At 30.6% G+C, this 15,489-nt stretch carries 17 protein-coding genes; 2 read left to right on the forward strand and 15 right to left on the reverse strand.

Annotated elements, in window-relative coordinates; all coding sequences use genetic code 11:
* Window positions 1-283: 283 nt before the first annotated feature.
* Complete coding sequence (locus ACZ5N4_RS22445; protein WP_464204711.1) at window positions 284-709, forward strand: SH3 domain-containing protein; 426 nt, start codon at window positions 284-286, stop codon at window positions 707-709.
* 587 nt (window positions 710-1,296) lie between these two features.
* Here ACZ5N4_RS22445 and minE read toward each other — a convergent pair.
* From minE to ACZ5N4_RS22515, 14 genes are all read right to left on the reverse strand, one after another.
* Window positions 1,297-1,566 carry a cell division topological specificity factor MinE gene (gene minE, locus ACZ5N4_RS22450; RefSeq protein WP_464204712.1) on the reverse strand — a complete coding sequence of 90 codons (270 nt, stop codon included), beginning with the start codon at window positions 1,564-1,566 and terminating at the stop codon, window positions 1,297-1,299.
* Between the two features lie 12 nt (window positions 1,567-1,578).
* On the reverse strand, window positions 1,579-2,376 hold the full coding sequence (minD, locus tag ACZ5N4_RS22455) for a septum site-determining protein MinD (RefSeq protein ID WP_464204713.1): 798 nt from the start codon (window positions 2,374-2,376) through the stop codon (window positions 1,579-1,581).
* A 14-nt stretch (window positions 2,377-2,390) separates the two neighbouring features.
* The gene (gene minC / locus ACZ5N4_RS22460) at window positions 2,391-3,023 is read right to left on the reverse strand and encodes a septum site-determining protein MinC (RefSeq protein WP_464204714.1); all 633 of its coding nucleotides are present in this window, start codon (window positions 3,021-3,023) and stop codon (window positions 2,391-2,393) included.
* Window positions 3,024-3,199: 176 nt separating this feature from the next.
* Complete coding sequence (locus tag ACZ5N4_RS22465; protein ID WP_464204715.1) at window positions 3,200-5,902, reverse strand: penicillin-binding transpeptidase domain-containing protein; 2,703 nt, start codon at window positions 5,900-5,902, stop codon at window positions 3,200-3,202.
* Between the two features lie 15 nt (window positions 5,903-5,917).
* Window positions 5,918-6,409 (reverse strand): rod shape-determining protein MreD, encoded by a 492-nt coding sequence (gene mreD / locus ACZ5N4_RS22470; RefSeq protein WP_464204716.1) that lies wholly within the window; start codon window positions 6,407-6,409, stop codon window positions 5,918-5,920.
* Window positions 6,410-6,420: 11 nt separating this feature from the next.
* Window positions 6,421-7,290 (reverse strand): rod shape-determining protein MreC, encoded by an 870-nt coding sequence (gene mreC, locus ACZ5N4_RS22475; protein ID WP_464204717.1) that lies wholly within the window; start codon window positions 7,288-7,290, stop codon window positions 6,421-6,423.
* 9 nt (window positions 7,291-7,299) lie between these two features.
* A complete protein-coding gene (locus tag ACZ5N4_RS22480; protein WP_464204718.1) occupies window positions 7,300-8,310 on the reverse strand; it encodes a rod shape-determining protein in 1,011 nt (336 codons plus the stop codon).
* A gap of 20 nt (window positions 8,311-8,330) precedes the next feature.
* A complete protein-coding gene (gene radC, locus ACZ5N4_RS22485) occupies window positions 8,331-9,017 on the reverse strand; it encodes a RadC family protein (RefSeq protein ID WP_464204719.1) in 687 nt (228 codons plus the stop codon).
* A gap of 14 nt (window positions 9,018-9,031) precedes the next feature.
* On the reverse strand, window positions 9,032-9,607 hold the full coding sequence (locus tag ACZ5N4_RS22490) for a Maf-like protein (protein ID WP_464204720.1): 576 nt from the start codon (window positions 9,605-9,607) through the stop codon (window positions 9,032-9,034).
* An 82-nt stretch (window positions 9,608-9,689) separates the two neighbouring features.
* On the reverse strand, window positions 9,690-9,950 hold the full coding sequence (locus ACZ5N4_RS22495; protein WP_178905996.1) for a DUF4321 domain-containing protein: 261 nt from the start codon (window positions 9,948-9,950) through the stop codon (window positions 9,690-9,692).
* A 217-nt stretch (window positions 9,951-10,167) separates the two neighbouring features.
* Window positions 10,168-10,887: an SPOR domain-containing protein gene (locus ACZ5N4_RS22500; protein WP_464204721.1), complete on the reverse strand. Its 720-nt coding sequence runs from the start codon at window positions 10,885-10,887 to the stop codon at window positions 10,168-10,170.
* 98 nt (window positions 10,888-10,985) lie between these two features.
* The gene (locus ACZ5N4_RS22505) at window positions 10,986-11,492 is read right to left on the reverse strand and encodes a GNAT family N-acetyltransferase (RefSeq protein ID WP_464204722.1); all 507 of its coding nucleotides are present in this window, start codon (window positions 11,490-11,492) and stop codon (window positions 10,986-10,988) included.
* Between the two features lie 151 nt (window positions 11,493-11,643).
* Window positions 11,644-12,081, reverse strand: a complete 438-nt coding sequence (locus ACZ5N4_RS22510) for an ACT domain-containing protein (RefSeq protein WP_308039928.1) — start codon at window positions 12,079-12,081, stop codon at window positions 11,644-11,646.
* Window positions 12,082-12,588: 507 nt separating this feature from the next.
* Window positions 12,589-13,056 carry a chemotaxis protein CheX gene (locus ACZ5N4_RS22515; RefSeq protein WP_464204723.1) on the reverse strand — a complete coding sequence of 156 codons (468 nt, stop codon included), beginning with the start codon at window positions 13,054-13,056 and terminating at the stop codon, window positions 12,589-12,591.
* 406 nt (window positions 13,057-13,462) lie between these two features.
* Here ACZ5N4_RS22515 and ACZ5N4_RS22520 point away from each other — a divergent pair, with 406 nt between their 5' ends.
* Complete coding sequence (locus tag ACZ5N4_RS22520) at window positions 13,463-14,827, forward strand: sigma-54 interaction domain-containing protein (RefSeq protein ID WP_464211033.1); 1,365 nt, start codon at window positions 13,463-13,465, stop codon at window positions 14,825-14,827.
* A 134-nt stretch (window positions 14,828-14,961) separates the two neighbouring features.
* Here the strand turns inward: ACZ5N4_RS22520 and ACZ5N4_RS22525 are convergent, their stop codons facing one another.
* Window positions 14,962-15,486 (reverse strand): 4Fe-4S dicluster domain-containing protein, encoded by a 525-nt coding sequence (locus ACZ5N4_RS22525; RefSeq protein ID WP_464204724.1) that lies wholly within the window; start codon window positions 15,484-15,486, stop codon window positions 14,962-14,964.
* Window positions 15,487-15,489 lie beyond the last annotated feature (3 nt).

The raw sequence follows: 15,489 nt of genomic DNA on the forward strand, positions 1-15,489 counted from the left end.
TGAGCAAGTTTATGGAATTTAAATGCGATTGAGCCTCGTAATAAGTATAAATTTCAAAAGTCAAGTGAATATCGTAAAATGCCTTTTTGGGGTCATGAAATAAAAAAATTATAGTTTGTACATGATTCATGACGTAAAACTGGTATTTTACGACAATTCACTTTACAAAGTTTCCATATTTAATTTAGAATTATTTCATAAAGCTTTATATTATTTTACTATTTTCATGAAAATACGAGTATTATTCTATCTATTTACAGAAATATTTTCTTGGAGGTTTATTATGAAAAAGGGATTAAAAACATCTATAGCCACATTATTACTAGGAGGTAGTTTATTAACTTCAGTCTCAGTAAACGCAGCCCCAGTGAATGGAACTGATAAAAATAATTCAACTTCAGTGTCAGTAAATGCAGCCTCATTGAACAAAACTGACAAAAACAATTCAACTTCAGCTCCAATCAACGGAGATAATATGAAAACAAAAAACTTACAATCTTATCCAGGAACATATTTTTATATAACTATGAAGTACTCTGATGTGAATCTTAGAAGATATCCAAGTATGGATAGTCCAGTTCTCGAAATTCTTAATCAAGGCGATCTTCTTAGAGTATATCCGGATCAAAGTACACCTGATTGGGCTTATGTTGGTTATGAAAGCCCAAATGGTTATATTTTTGGTTATGTTTCTATTAGGTACATATAAAATTTTATTGTACAAGCTATTTAATATACAGTTTAAAATATTAAATTAATTATTTTAAACTGTATAAAAAGACTGTGTACCTTCTTAGATATGTATTTTAAAACATATATTTAAGAAAGTATACAGTCTTTTTATTAGCAACTTAAATTTCCACTTTGCAATAGTATACAAGTTTTTTACATTTACATAACTTCTGTCCAATTATTTCAAAACTTCAATAAAAAATAAATAATCTACTAGTGTATTCTCTGCAGTGTCACTTTTTTTCTATTTTGATTATTTTAACACACTAATTCGCCAATATTTATTCTTTAATTTCAAATACAATTGAGAGTATATATATCTTAGATTTTATATCCCAAACTTTTAATTATAGTTAGAGCCCTCACTATTTGATAACAGTTTCATTGTATAGTCACTTTATAATCAATTCTTCTCTTTTAAAATATATTTCTACTCTGTATTTGTGTAATCAAATAAGGTAGAGAAAATTTATAAAAATATTTTTCAATGATAAAATATTAATAAATTTATAGGATATACTTAAACACACAAACACTTCCTCCTATAAGTTTAGCTGCTTATTTTTATATATTTTCCTTAATTTTCTTAATTGGTATACTTGCAATTAAAGCTGGTGACTCTCCTTGAAGTTCCTCCATTTTAGTCATCTTTACATCGATTTCTTCATCGTCAATTTCAAAATACTTAGAAATAACCCTTAATATATCCTCTCTTATAGACTCTAGTATTTCTGGAGAAACATGAGCTCTATCATGTATTAAAATTAATTTCAGTCTTTCTTTTGCCATATCCTTAGGGGAAGGTTTTTGAGAAAATATTTTAAATAAATCCATTTTGCACCCTCCCTACTTAATACCAAATAATTTTTTTATTGATGAAAATATGCCCTCATTTCCCTCGCTCAGTTCAATAAAAGGAACTGTTTCACCAGTTATTCTTTTTGCTATATTTCTAAAAGCTTGCCCTGAAACTGCTTTATTATCTAAAACTACAGGCTCCCCTTTATTTGTAGAAATAGTAATACTTCTATCATCTGGAACTACTCCAATTAGCTTTATTGCTAAGCTATCAAGAATATCATTCACATCTAACATATCTCCATTTTTAGTCATTTGATAATTTATTCTGTTTACAATTAATTGATGGTCTTCTAATCCTTTAGCATCTAATTTTCCAATAACTCTATCTGAATCTCTAACAGATGTTACTTCAGGATTAACTACAATCAAGGCTCTATCTGCACCTATTACTGCATTCTCAAAGCCCTGTTCAATACCTGCAGGGCAGTCTATTATAATATAATCAAATTCTTTCTTTAATTCGTTTACTAAATTAAGCATTTGCTCTGGTGTTATATCATCTTTATCTCTAGTTTGTGCTGTAGGAAGTAAATATAGATTTGGAAATCTCTTATCCTTTATTAGCGCCTGTTTTAATCTGCATTTATTTTCTACTACATCTAAAAGTGTAAAAACGATTCTATTTTCAAGTCCCATTAAAACATCTAAGTTTCTTAGTCCAGTATCACCATCTACAACAACAACACTCTTCCCAATGGCTGCCAGTGCCGTTCCTATATTAGCTGTAGTGGTAGTTTTACCTACCCCGCCTTTGCCTGATGTTACTACAATAGCTTCTCCCATTTACATTACCTCCATTAAATAAATTTATTAGGCAAATATGGTTCTACAATTATTGTATCACCTTTAACTCTAGCAACTTCCGGATAAGGAGGCTTAACGTTATCCTCTGGTGACCTTGTCATTATATCTGCAATCTGTAATATCTCAGGTTGTAAATAAAATGCTGCTACAATAGCCTTAGGATTCCCCCCATAACCTGCATGTGCATATCCTCTTAAAGCTCCAAGAACGATTATATTACCGCCGACATATATTTCTGCGCCAGCATTAACATCTCCAATAATAACTACATTTCCAGGGTAATTTATAACTTGACCGCTTCTTATAGTCCTGCGCAAAAACTTTGTACGCCCTTCATAAATTCCGTTGAAAACTTTGTTATCTTTATCATCTTTATCTTCAAATATACAGTCCTTTATTAAGAATTGCTCAAACAAAATATCTTTAAGTTTGCGAAATTCTTTTTCATTTATATATTTGAGTTGAGTGGTTATTTTAAGGGTACATCCCTTATAAAACATTTTTCCTGCCGAGAGCTTTACAATTAAAGTTTCGAGCATTTCTTCAAAGTCTTTAAACTTATTCATGTTTATAATTGCATTTATACCATCTCTATTGCCTTTAATAATTATATTATCGTTCAACATACCAGACCTCCAACAAGTCACCTTATGTAATATTTCAACATAACAAGTTCAAATCCTTCTAAATTCCTATTTAATTTTAAAAAAAAGATATATACAAGCGTTTTTTTGTATGTATATATCAAATTTAAAATTAAAAATAAAAATTGAAGGCCGAAATAGCCCTCAATTTTCAATTTCTATTGACCATTGTTGTTTTGAGTAGATTGATTTTGATTATTGTTTTGCGTATTATTTTGATTGTTATGATTAAAATAAGCATCATATATAGCTCTAGCAACTGGTGCTACAGATCCACCATGACCACCATCAAATATCATAACGCATACAGCTATTTGGGGATTTTCTAAAGGTGCAAATCCAACATATACAGCAGTATCTGTTCTTCCAAAGCTTTCTTGAGCATTAGATATAGTAGCTGTACCAGTTTTTCCTGCTGTTTGTATTGAAAAGTCTTTAAAGGCCTGTGATGCAGTACCTTTTTCGTTAACAGCAGCCATTCCCGCTTTAACTGCTTCTATATTTTCAGGTTTAACTCCTGTTTTTTCTGCAATTTCAGGCTTAACCTCTTCAATTGTTTTTCCATTAGCATCTAAAAATTTATCTACAAGATGCACACTATATCTTGTTCCACCATTGGCAATAGTTGCAATATAATTTGCCAACTGAACAGGAGTAAATTCATTTATACCTTGACCTATAGAAGCATCCTCTATATTAAAAGGAGCTCTAATCTGACTGTTTGCATCAGAAACTGTTATATAATAAATAGTATTCAACATAGCACTTATTTCTTTGTCACTTATATTTTTCCCGCTATACTGAGGATCTAATTGTATTAAATTATTAATCAAATTTTTATAGTTAGCTTTATCAAAGGCTTTATCTCCTTCCTTTATGGAATCTTGTATTGCCTTTTTTAAATCACTTTTCGCTGTTTTTACCTTATCTGAATCTTTATCATTGTCATACAAGTCTATAGGAGTATATTTATTTCCCCTATCATCTCCACCAGCCTTTAAACTCTCCATAGTATTCCACAAATACGTTTGAGAATATCTGTTTTTCAGAGACCAGTTATTGAATACCTGTCCAAATGCCTCTGGTATTTCTATACCTGTAGCTGGTTTTGCCTTTGAATTAGGCTCAACACCTAATCCAAATTTCCATGCATATTTAGCTAATATATCATCACCAAAGGAATTCCTTAGCATTTCTCCTACTTTCATAAAGTAAGGGTTACTTGATCTTTCTAATGCCTTCGATAAGTTAACCCATCCATTAGGGCCATCAGTAGTAAACCACACTCTTCCGCCTGGTCCAGTCCCCTTATCAAAATACGCTTGATCATCTACTCCAAAATCTGGAGTTATTACTCCGCTTTCAAGGGCCGCAATAGCTGTCATTGGTTTAAATGTAGATCCTGGAATGCTTTTTGATTGTGTAGCATAATTAAATAATGGTTTAGGTATTATATCATGAATATCCTGTCTCACAGTTTTATCTTTTATGCTTTTATCCACAGGAAATAGTTTATTTAGCACATCCTCTTCACTTTGTCCTGGATAATAACTTGTAAGTCCTCTTTGTTCAATAAATTTTCTTCCAATTTCATCTACATTAGGATATAATTGCTTATATTGTTCTGTGGTTAATCCTCCTGGCGCTGCAAACCAATTAGGGTCATAACCTGGTCTGCTGGCTAAAGCTATTACAGCTCCAGTATTTACATCTATAGCTACAGCTGCTCCTCTAGTAGCATTTGCGGTATTGGAACCAATTTGAGCATAAGGATTTGCCCTTAATTCTGCCATTTTATCATCTAAAGCTTTCTCCACAGCAGCTTGAACGTCTTTATCAATGGTAAGCTGAACAGTTTGCCCTGGGTAAGGGTCTCTTCTTCCAAGCTCTTCGATAATTCTTCCATTTTTATTTAACTTAACAATTTTTCCACCCTTTGATCCTTTAAGTCTATCTTCAAATACACTTTCTATACCAGCAGTACCTACATAATCACTGCTGACGTCATACCCTTTTTCCTGATACTTATCCTGATCCGATGCTATTTTAGATATATAACCTAAAAAGGCAGAGCCTAATTCTCCATTAGGATAACTTCTTATAGGTTGAGTGGTAACATCTATTCCTGGAAGATCATTTAACATTTGCTTAAACTTAAATGCAGTCTCTTTCTTTATATTGCTTGCTACAACTACATGTTTATAACCTGAAAAACTCTGCATTTTCATTTTATCTTTTATTATCATAAATCTTCTTTGCTCTTCTAGTGAATACTTCTTGTCATCTATTCCATATTGTTTTATCAATTTTTTAAAAGTTTCTTCCGGTGTTATCTTTAGTAGTTCTTCATCTACAATTTTATCTTGTTCTTCTTTAGTTAACTTTTTTTTCTTATCTTTAGATAAATTTTTTTCTAATTCTTCGTTCAAACCTCTATCTCTTTTAAATCTTATTTCAAGCATTCTTTGTGTTTTGGCATCATTACTTCTAAAGACAAAGCTAAAGGGATCTATTTTAAGCTCAAAATCGTCTTGTTTCGTTTCGCCATTTTCATCTAGAATTTTAAACACCTTGTCCATAGTATCAAAGAATGTTTTGTCACTTTCATCTGTCTGATTATAAACCAAAACATAGCTTTGTTCGCTTTTAGCGAGTACCGCTCCATTTCTATCTACAATATTTCCTCTTGGTGCAGCATCCGGTATCTCTCTTATTGACCTAGTATTTGCCTTTTCTTTATACTCTTCTCCTTTTACCACTTGAAGCACAAACAGTTGTGAGGTAATAGCAGTAAATATAAGACACATAATTACTATTAATGCCGTGTACCTAGTAAACTCTCTTTTTTTATCACCTTTCATAAAATCACCATTCCTCTAAAACTTCCATCTTTTCTGCATGTACTCTTTTTGACATAATTTGTATACTTTCTTGTATATTATTGCACTAATAACCATATTATAAAGAGCAATAAAAAATACATCTTTAAAATCAACATTTATTTTTAAGAAATACAATACTATTAGCAGTACGGTGCCTTTTAAAAAACTCAAGGAAAAGCATGATGCTACAGGAATAAGGCTTTTTTCCTTAAAAATGTTATCACCTATTACACCTGCAATTATACATATAATCATGTTTATTAGGGCATTTAATCCAAATCCACTAGTAAAATATATATCTTGAAGTAATCCACAAAAAACTCCAAGCCACAATCCTTCCCATTTCCCATTAACCATAGAATAACAAATCATAAAAACTAAAAGTAAACTTGGATATATAGTTTTTATGGCAAGAAATGGCATTAGTACATTATCCAGCATAAAAAATAGAATAGACAAAAGAAATAAAATTAATATTTTTCTCATTTTATATCACCTTAGTATTTTATATCTATTTTTTCCTTAGGAACAACTATAAATAGTTCTTCAAGCTTATTGAAGTCAACATATGGCTTAATTATGGCATTTTTCATTACTTTTCCCTTGTCTTCTTCTATATCTATTACTGATCCAATTCTAATTCCTTTTGGATAAAGTCCTGGGTACGGGGTTGCAATATCTGAAGTACAAACTACATCGCCCTTTTTTATATCCGCATCCAAAGGCAAATAGCTTAACTCAGCAAGTAATTCATTACTACTATTTTTATATCCCTGTACTATGCCATTGTCTTTTGTTCTTTCTATATATCCACTAACTGCAATATTTACATTAGTGTTTACATTTGCTAAGGTTTGAACCATAGACCAGTTATTACCTACTGAAGTTACCTGACCTACTACCTCCCCTTGAGAACTTATAGCTAACATATATTTTTCAATGCCGTCTTTGCTTCCTTTGTTTACTACAAATTGATCTAAAAGCCCACTTGAACCTTTTCCTCTTATATCACAGCCTATATAATTATACTCAGAATTTTGACTTTTAAAATTAAGCATATTTCTTAACCTATCATTTTCACTTTTAAGAGATTCATAATCAATTGCTTTGCTTTCAAGCTTATTATTTTTCTTTTTTAATTCTTCATTTTCTTTTTTTACATTAGAAAAGTTAAAAACAAAACCAAACCAATCTTTTACGCCACTATTGAACCTAAATATTCCACCCTGCACAGAATTAAAAGTTACGCCTATGCCATTCTTCATAAAAGACATGTTATCTCCCTTGACACTACGTGAAATTAAAATTAAAAATGTAACTGACAGTACCACTATAGTTACCGCCAGTTTGTTTCTAAAAAATTTCATTGTTATTTACTATTTTCTACTAGCTACTATCTTATCAATAGTATCTAATGCTTTTCCAGCACCAAGGGCAACGCAATCAAGCGGAGATTCAGCTATATGAACAGGCATATGTGTTTCTTTATTTATTAATTGGTCTATTCCTCTAAGCATTGCTCCCCCACCAGCAAGCATGATTCCTTTGTCCATAATGTCTGATGCAAGTTCTGGTGGTGTCTTTTCAAGTGTTGTTTTAATAGCATCAATTATTGCTGCTACAGGTTCTTTTAGGGCGTCTCTTATTTCACTTTCTGTGATATTTATAACTTTAGGAAGACCTGATATTAGGTCTCTTCCTCTAATTTCCATAGAATTATCTTCTCCAGTATCAAATGCTGAACCTAATTGTATTTTTACATTCTCTGCAGTTCTTTCTCCAATTGCAAGATTATATTCTTTCTTTATATAGCTGATAATTGCATGATCAAGTTCATCGCCAGCAACTCTTAAGGATTTGCTTGTAACAATACCACCAAGTGATATTACTGCTACTTCAGTTGTACCGCCTCCAATATCTACAATCATGCTTCCAGTTGGCTCATTTACAGGAAGTCCAGCCCCAATAGCTGCAGCCATAGGCTCTTCCATAAGTAAAACATCTCTAGCGCCAGCCTGCTTTGTAGCCTCATCTATAGCTCTCTTTTCAACTTCAGTAATACCGGCTGGAAAACATACAACAATTCTCGGACTAGTAAATGCAGATTTAGGGCTTATTTTTTCAATAAATTTCTTAAGCATTGCTTGTGTTACATCAAAATCAGCTATTACCCCATCCTTAAGAGGTCTTATAGCTACAATGTTTCCTGGTGTTCTACCTATCATCTGTTTTGCTTCGTCACCAACAGCAAGTACTTTTTTAACATCACTATTTATAGCCACAACTGAAGGCTCTCTAAGTAAAATTCCTTTTCCTTTAACATATATTAATGTATTAGCTGTACCTAAATCAATTCCCATATCACGAGATATACCAAAAAATCCCATTTTATTTTCTCCTTTCGATTTTACAATATTCCTTTTTGTTTTAAACTTATATAAGTCCCATTTCCAATTATTATATGATCAAGTAAATCTATCCCCAAAAGCTTTCCACATTCTTTTAACCTATGGGTTACATTTATATCTTCATTGCTTGGTGTAGGATCACCAGATGGATGATTATGACATATTATTATAGATGCACTGCTTTTTCTAATAGCATCACAAAACACTTCCCTTGGATGAACTATAGAAGAATTGAGACTTCCAACGGAAACGTCTTTTATGCATATCACAATATTTTTTGTATTTAACATAACTACTCTTAAATATTCTTGTCTAAGATATCTCATCTCTTTCATTACAAGTTCTGCTGCATCATTTGGATTAACAATTTTATATTCATTCCCATCCTTGTAAGATTTAATTCTTTTTGAAATTTCTGCTATAGCTATAAGCTGAGCAGCTTTGGCTTTTCCAATTCCATGCAAATTTATAAAATCATCAGCTGTACAATTTAAAAGTCCATTTAATCCACCATTTTCTTTAATAATTCTACTGCTTAGATTTAATATATTTTCCTTCTTACTTCCTGATCTTAAAATAATTGCTAAAAGCTCAGAATTAGATAGGTTTTCTACGCCATATCTTAAAAGTCTTTCTCTTGGTCTTTCATTTGTAGGTAAATCCATAATTTTTAATGTTTCTTTCATGAATCATACTCCTTTTATGAACTTACCCCCATCTCCCTTAACATTTTCGATAATTTATTTAATGGAAGCCCTACGACATTATAATAGCATCCGTGAATTTCTTCAACAAAAACTCCACCGTATCCTTGTATTCCATAGGCTCCCGCTTTATCCTTATATTCTCCTCTTTCTATGTATTTTCTTATTACATCATCAGATAGATCAGAAAACTTAACATTAGTACAAACATAGTCCGTTATTATTTTACCTGATGCACTATTTACCACAGCTATACCTGAGTATACTTGATGAGAAGTCCCACTTAAAAACTTTAACATATTAAATGCTTCTTCTTCATTCTCTGGCTTTCCTAATATTTTGTTTCCAAAGGACACAATAGTATCACAACCTATTATAATCGATTCATTATGTACATTTTTACATACGTTTAATGCTTTTCCTTCAGCAAGCTTCATTACATAAGAACCACAATCGCTATCAAATTCAACTGCATTTTCATCAAAATCGCTTACTATTATTTCAAATTTATCTGTAAGTCTTTTTAGAAGTTCATGTCTTCTAATTGAAGCTGATGCTAACACAATATTCATTAAACCACATCCTATTTAATTATCAAAACATCTAAGGCATCTAAAAGAAAATAACAAGTCAAAGATGCGACGGATATTCTGTCTAATATCTTCTGTATAGTATTATAGCCATAATTACACCAATTATAGTCATAATATTAATATTAAAGTTTAAACCCAATGTTAAAACCATAATTTTCAAGTTTAACACAATCGGCGTTGACATACCTACAGAATAAGAATTTTTCAAAAAACTTAAAATACTTAAACTATCCCCCAGTATATCACCTATAAGGCTTCCACATACTGCTCCTAGGAATATTACAAACCATAAGAAACTTATGCTTTTTTCAGCCCCTCTCACATACATCCCCTACCTTAATAATATATCTTATATAGTTTAACATTTAATAAAATTATACACAAGTATATAACAATATAGTTTAAAAAAATTTTAAATTAATTCATATGTATTTATTTTTCTCATAAGGTTAAACTTAGATTTTATGTGAATTCATTAATAATTATAAAAACAAAAGCAGACAAACAGTTTTTTATTTACCGCCGTCTGCTTAATTCCATTATTTTGAACCTATTTTTTTTATGATGCTATATAAATAGGTATAGTTTTCTGCAACATTTTCTTTTGTTAACTCCTTAGGCATCTTGCTTATATGATCTTGTATATCCTTTAGTATCAATATATTCTTACTATCTTTGTCCACCTTTTTTAAAGCTATGCACCATTTCTTTAAGTCTTCAGTTTGTATCGCTTTGACATTTTTCTCAGCAAGCTTATTTAATATTTGTATATTTGCATTTATTATTTCTGCTATTTCTACATCGCATAAGTCATTATTATTTAATGTAAATGTCATTTTTGAATTATCAACTTTTTGTTCTGTAAGAGATTTCATGATTCTCTCAGCTTGTTCTTCTGTATATATGCCTAAGAATACTCTTGTTTTGTTATCTTCAGTTACAGTAAAAGGAGTCCCATACTGTGTTAAGAGATTTCTCTCTGCATCAGCATTTTCTTTGCTTTGATATATACCTCCCTGTATCGCCACAAACTTAGTAATCTTACTATTATTTAAGTTAACCGAAGATTTAGTATCAGCTTTCTGGCTAGACCTGTTCGAAACACTGTCGGTCTTTATATTTGAACTAATAGGACTTTTTATAAATAACTTAAAAATAACAGTTCCGAATACAAATGCCAATACTAATATTAAAAATATAACAGCAATAAAGGCTTTATTATCATTATCTCTTTTTAAGTCATACCGTGTGTATTTCAATTTTTTCCCCTCACCTTCACAATAGTAAATTTAATTTGTAAAAGTTACGTTTTACTATATATTAATATTTACTTGAAGGCCAATTTATTACTTTTATTCTAAACTTCTACTCTCTTCATAATCAACATATCCATACATTTTCCATTTATACTATAAAAATCCTTGACCATTCTTACAGATTTAAAACCAATGTTTTTCCAAAACTCTAAACTTTCTCTATCATTTTTTATTATTCTCGTACAAAAAATATCTACATCATACTCACATAAGAAATAATTCAATAGTTCTTCCATGATTTGATTGTTTAAATTGTCAGTTCTATACTTGTCATCAATATAAAAATACCAAATCCAAGCCTCATTAGGATTTTTGAACTCTAATCTTCCTTTAATAATTCCCAATAGCTCTTGTTCTCTATTTATTTTTAAGAAAAATTCGCATTCACTTATATAGCTCTCTAAAAATCGTTCTTTTAATTCTTGCAAATTTGTTTCATCATGTACAAATTGTTTTTGCAACTTCATCCAAGTTTGTATTTGCGGCAAATCACTTTTTTCAATATTTGAAATATTAATATCGTTAAACCTTAGTTCAACACCTAACATAACCTCACCTCTAAAAGTACGTTAACTCTTAAATTCTACACTAAATTATAAATTCCTTTTATTTTTAATTAAATCTACAGATATTACTTTAATAATGCGGTTTCATTGAGGATTTAGGATATGCTATAGAATTATTTTTATTTCGGGAGTATTACTCGACTGCTACCAAATCAACTTTAATTACATTCTTAGTAGCTCTAAATTCTTCTACTAATGTATTAATTTCCATTTCAAGTTTAGATGCATCAAAGGTTATAGTAACACTAGCTGCATTATTTATAGGGATATCCTGATTAATTGTAAGTATATTACCTTTTTCCAATGCTATTTTATCTAATATTTTAGAGAGAGTACCAGCCTCATGGACTAATACTAAACCTAATGTAACTTTATGCCCTACTATCCCCTCGGACAATGTAAATACAAAATCTTTATATTTATAATAAGTGCTCCTGCTTATTTCTACTAATCTTACACCTTCTGATATGTCCTTTACTTTCCCAGTTCTAATCAATTCTTTAACTTTAACAACCTTAGTAAATACTTCTGGAAGTATTGCTGTATCAATTATTAAATATTTATTATTCATATTGTTTTCCTCCTTTTAGTCGGAACACTGGGTAATTTTGCTTGTTTCCCTTCGGGCACTGGGTAACTTAAAATTTTCGCTTCCACTCACAAGTTACCCGTAAAAGTTCATTTAGAACTTTTACCTAGCAAAATTACCCGTTAAAGTCCATTTAGGACTTTAACCTCCATTAGTTCTCAATCAGCGGCTTTCACTTAAAACACAACTACATTTACAAATATATCAAGTTAATGTTAGCATGATTTACTATAAACTTCAAGTTTTCAAGCAATACGCCCAATTTTATGACATATTAATATTCAATATATATTAGGCATTTAAAATAAAATAATAAGTTAAAGATGTAAGAGATATTTCGCGTCATACTGACTAGTTGTTTTTTGAAGATGCCTTATATAGTAATAAAAAATTAGTCTAAAGCAGGCTTAATCTTTTGCTACTTTAGACTAATTCTGAAAACTCTTATTTAATCGAGGAGTTCTCACCTATATTAAATATATATTTAATTTAGCTTTCTGATAAGGAAACATTTATCTCAAAAGAAAAATTATCTTGCATAAGCAATGGCGCACAAATAGATTGTGATTTAGTAGTAGATATCTCAATGTTATCTCCTATCATTATAGTTGGTGGCGTTATATCTAAATTAATTTTCTGTTCTGAAAATAACATAGCTGCATTTCCTGATATCATATTGGCAAGTTCACCTATAGCAGACTTTGCCATATCATCTAGACTTGATACTGGCATTCCACACATCATCTTTGAAACTACATTACATGCTGATTTCTGAGATAAATTAAAGATAACTTGTCCTCTTATATCTCCTGCAATGCCTATTATTATTATAACATTATCTCCATGAAAAGTTGAATCTTTTAGGAATAGTTTTCCTAAAACTGCTTCTTCATTAACTATCTGCAATAATATATTCTGGCTTGCTTTTATAAATGGCTCTATATATTCTAACTTCATCAATGTTTCCTCCTAAAAATGTCTAACAGATTATATAACTAAATTGAAAAAATAACATAATTTATTATATTGAGTTTATCAAAATAACCATAAACTTTAAAAATAATTAAATATGTGTAATGTTAATAAAAATAACAAGGAAACCGTCTATATGTTTAATATTCAACAAAAACTGTTCAAATCCTTTTATTTTTAAAAATATTTGTTATCAGATTGTAAAATATTCTATATTTAATTTTTATCATAATGAGAAGTGTAATGTTTCAAAATGATAAATTTATCCATTATTATCATTTTGAAACATTTTGCTATTTAATTTATTTTTTAAAAGTGATATACTAAACTATAGATAGCAAGAGGGGGATAAATTATGGAGTTAACAGATTATTTTGAAGACGTCAGTGATATGTGCAGAATTGACATGGACAGCATATTAGAGTACGACATATCTTCTTTTATATTGCAAGCTATTTTTGAATCTATTTATGAGGGATTAATTGTTACAGATGAGAATCTTTTAATTAAAAAGGTTAATATTACTGCTGTTAAAATATTAGGTATAAAAGAAGAATTTCTATACGAAACTCATCTGAACGACATACTAAAAGAAGATATTTTACATACAATTTTATTAACTGGCGAAAAACAATTTAGCGAGGATTGTATTTTTGATATAAATGGCAGCAGAATAAGATGTGTAACAAATATAATACCAGTAAGATTAAGAGGAAAAATTATTGGTTTAGTCTTATCCTTGAGAGATACAAAAAATCTTCATAAAATGGTAAACAATGTTGTGGGATATAAGGCCTCTTTTACTTTTGATGATATACTCACAAAAAACGAAAAAATGAAGGGAATAGTAGAGCTTGCTAAAAAAGCAGCAAAAACTAACTGTAATATATTAATAGAAGGGAATAGTGGAACTGGAAAAGAAGTATTTGCTCAGTCCATCCATAACTTTAGCTCAAGAAGAAATGGCCCTTTTGTAGCAGTTAACTGCGCAGCAATTCCTAGAGAACTTGTTGAAAGCGAGCTTTTTGGATATGAAAAAGGAGCCTTTACAGGTGCCTCTAAAGGTGGATACCCTGGAAAATTCGAGCTAGCGGAAGGTGGAACTATATTTTTGGATGAAATTGGCGAACTTCCATTGGATATACAATCCAAACTCCTTAGAGTATTAGATAATCTTAAAATTACTAGAGTTGGTGGAACATATGAAAAATCTGTAGATGTTAGAGTTATAGCTGCTACTAATAGAACTTTGACAGATGAAATAGAAAATAAAAATTTTAGAGGTGATCTATACTATAGGCTAAATGTAATGAGTCTTCAACTAATTCCTTTAGAAGAACGTAAAGAAGATATAGAACTTCTAGCTCAATATTATATAAATAAGTTAAATTCTAAAAATCCTTGCGATCCAAAATACATTGACCCATCCTATATAGAGAAACTAAAAACTTATAACTTTTGCGGAAATATAAGAGAATTAAGAAATGTGGTTGAGCGATCATATTATCTTTGTGAAGATACTATGATAACTTCCAAACACCTACAGACAAAAGCTCCAATAAATAAGCCAGCTGATACTACTCCATCCAGAAAAGAAATTATTCCATTAGAATCTGTTGAAGAACAATGTATAAAAGATGCTCTCATCTATTGTAATGGTAATGCCATAAAGGCAGCTGAGTTATTAAAAATAGGAAAAGCTACAATATATAGAAAAATAGCTAAATTCAATATAGATTTAGATAGCTTTAGCTAAAAATATAGATATCCAACCTGGATGCTTGAGTTATTAGCGGTATTCATAGGGGTACCTCTTCTGTACTGTCAGATATACCCCTATGAATACCTTAGTTAAGTCAATTATCGAAGTTGGATATCTATACAATTCTACTATTCTTCTATATCTTCATGATTAATAATTCTTAAAGCGGATGTAGGACAAACATCTATACAAGCTGGTCCTTTTTCTCTATTGCTGCAAAGATCGCATTTAATTGCTATAATTTTTTCTTTACCTGTATGAACTTCTCCTTCATCTGAATATCTGAATCTTTCTTGTAATATCTTTTCGCCATCTTTATACTGGCTAACTAAATCAATAACACCATAAGGACATGCCACCATACATGTTTTACATCCTATACAAACTGTTTCATCCACATCCATATATCCATCCTTACTGCTTATGCAATTTACTGGACACACGCTAGCACATGGGGCGTCCTTGCACTGTCTGCATTGAACAGGTGCACTTACTTTAGCAGTCTTTATTACTGTTAAACGAGGTTGAAATTGAATATCTTCAGTCTTAGCGGTGAAAATATCTTGCTCTGAATGCGCTACAGCACATGCTATTTCACAAGTTCTGCAACCAATACACTTATTTGGATCAGCTGCTACAAAACGATTAGACATTAA

This window comes from Clostridium nitrophenolicum (assembly GCF_055391695.1).

What these genes read in the sequence shown, in the direction of transcription:
- mreC (WP_464204717.1), bottom strand. Translation starts at nt 7,290, where the DNA reads ATGAAATTTTTTAGAAACAAACTGGCGGTAACTATAGTGGTACTGTCA.
- radC (WP_464204719.1), bottom strand. Translation starts at nt 9,017, where the DNA reads ATGAAAGAAACATTAAAAATTATGGATTTACCTACAAATGAAAGACCA.
- ACZ5N4_RS22465 (WP_464204715.1), bottom strand. Translation starts at nt 5,902, where the DNA reads ATGAAAGGTGATAAAAAAAGAGAGTTTACTAGGTACACGGCATTAATA.
- ACZ5N4_RS22490 (WP_464204720.1), bottom strand. Translation starts at nt 9,607, where the DNA reads ATGAATATTGTGTTAGCATCAGCTTCAATTAGAAGACATGAACTTCTA.
- ACZ5N4_RS22505 (WP_464204722.1), bottom strand. Translation starts at nt 11,492, where the DNA reads ATGTTAGGTGTTGAACTAAGGTTTAACGATATTAATATTTCAAATATT.
- mreD (WP_464204716.1), bottom strand. Translation starts at nt 6,409, where the DNA reads ATGAGAAAAATATTAATTTTATTTCTTTTGTCTATTCTATTTTTTATG.
- minD (WP_464204713.1), bottom strand. Translation starts at nt 2,376, where the DNA reads ATGGGAGAAGCTATTGTAGTAACATCAGGCAAAGGCGGGGTAGGTAAA.
- ACZ5N4_RS22520 (WP_464211033.1), top strand. Translation starts at nt 13,463, where the DNA reads ATGTGCAGAATTGACATGGACAGCATATTAGAGTACGACATATCTTCT.
- ACZ5N4_RS22510 (WP_308039928.1), bottom strand. Translation starts at nt 12,081, where the DNA reads ATGAATAATAAATATTTAATAATTGATACAGCAATACTTCCAGAAGTA.
- ACZ5N4_RS22480 (WP_464204718.1), bottom strand. Translation starts at nt 8,310, where the DNA reads ATGGGATTTTTTGGTATATCTCGTGATATGGGAATTGATTTAGGTACA.
- minE (WP_464204712.1), bottom strand. Translation starts at nt 1,566, where the DNA reads ATGGATTTATTTAAAATATTTTCTCAAAAACCTTCCCCTAAGGATATG.
- minC (WP_464204714.1), bottom strand. Translation starts at nt 3,023, where the DNA reads ATGTTGAACGATAATATAATTATTAAAGGCAATAGAGATGGTATAAAT.
- ACZ5N4_RS22445 (WP_464204711.1), top strand. Translation starts at nt 284, where the DNA reads ATGAAAAAGGGATTAAAAACATCTATAGCCACATTATTACTAGGAGGT.
- ACZ5N4_RS22525 (WP_464204724.1), bottom strand. Translation starts at nt 15,486, where the DNA reads ATGTCTAATCGTTTTGTAGCAGCTGATCCAAATAAGTGTATTGGTTGC.
- ACZ5N4_RS22515 (WP_464204723.1), bottom strand. Translation starts at nt 13,056, where the DNA reads ATGAAGTTAGAATATATAGAGCCATTTATAAAAGCAAGCCAGAATATA.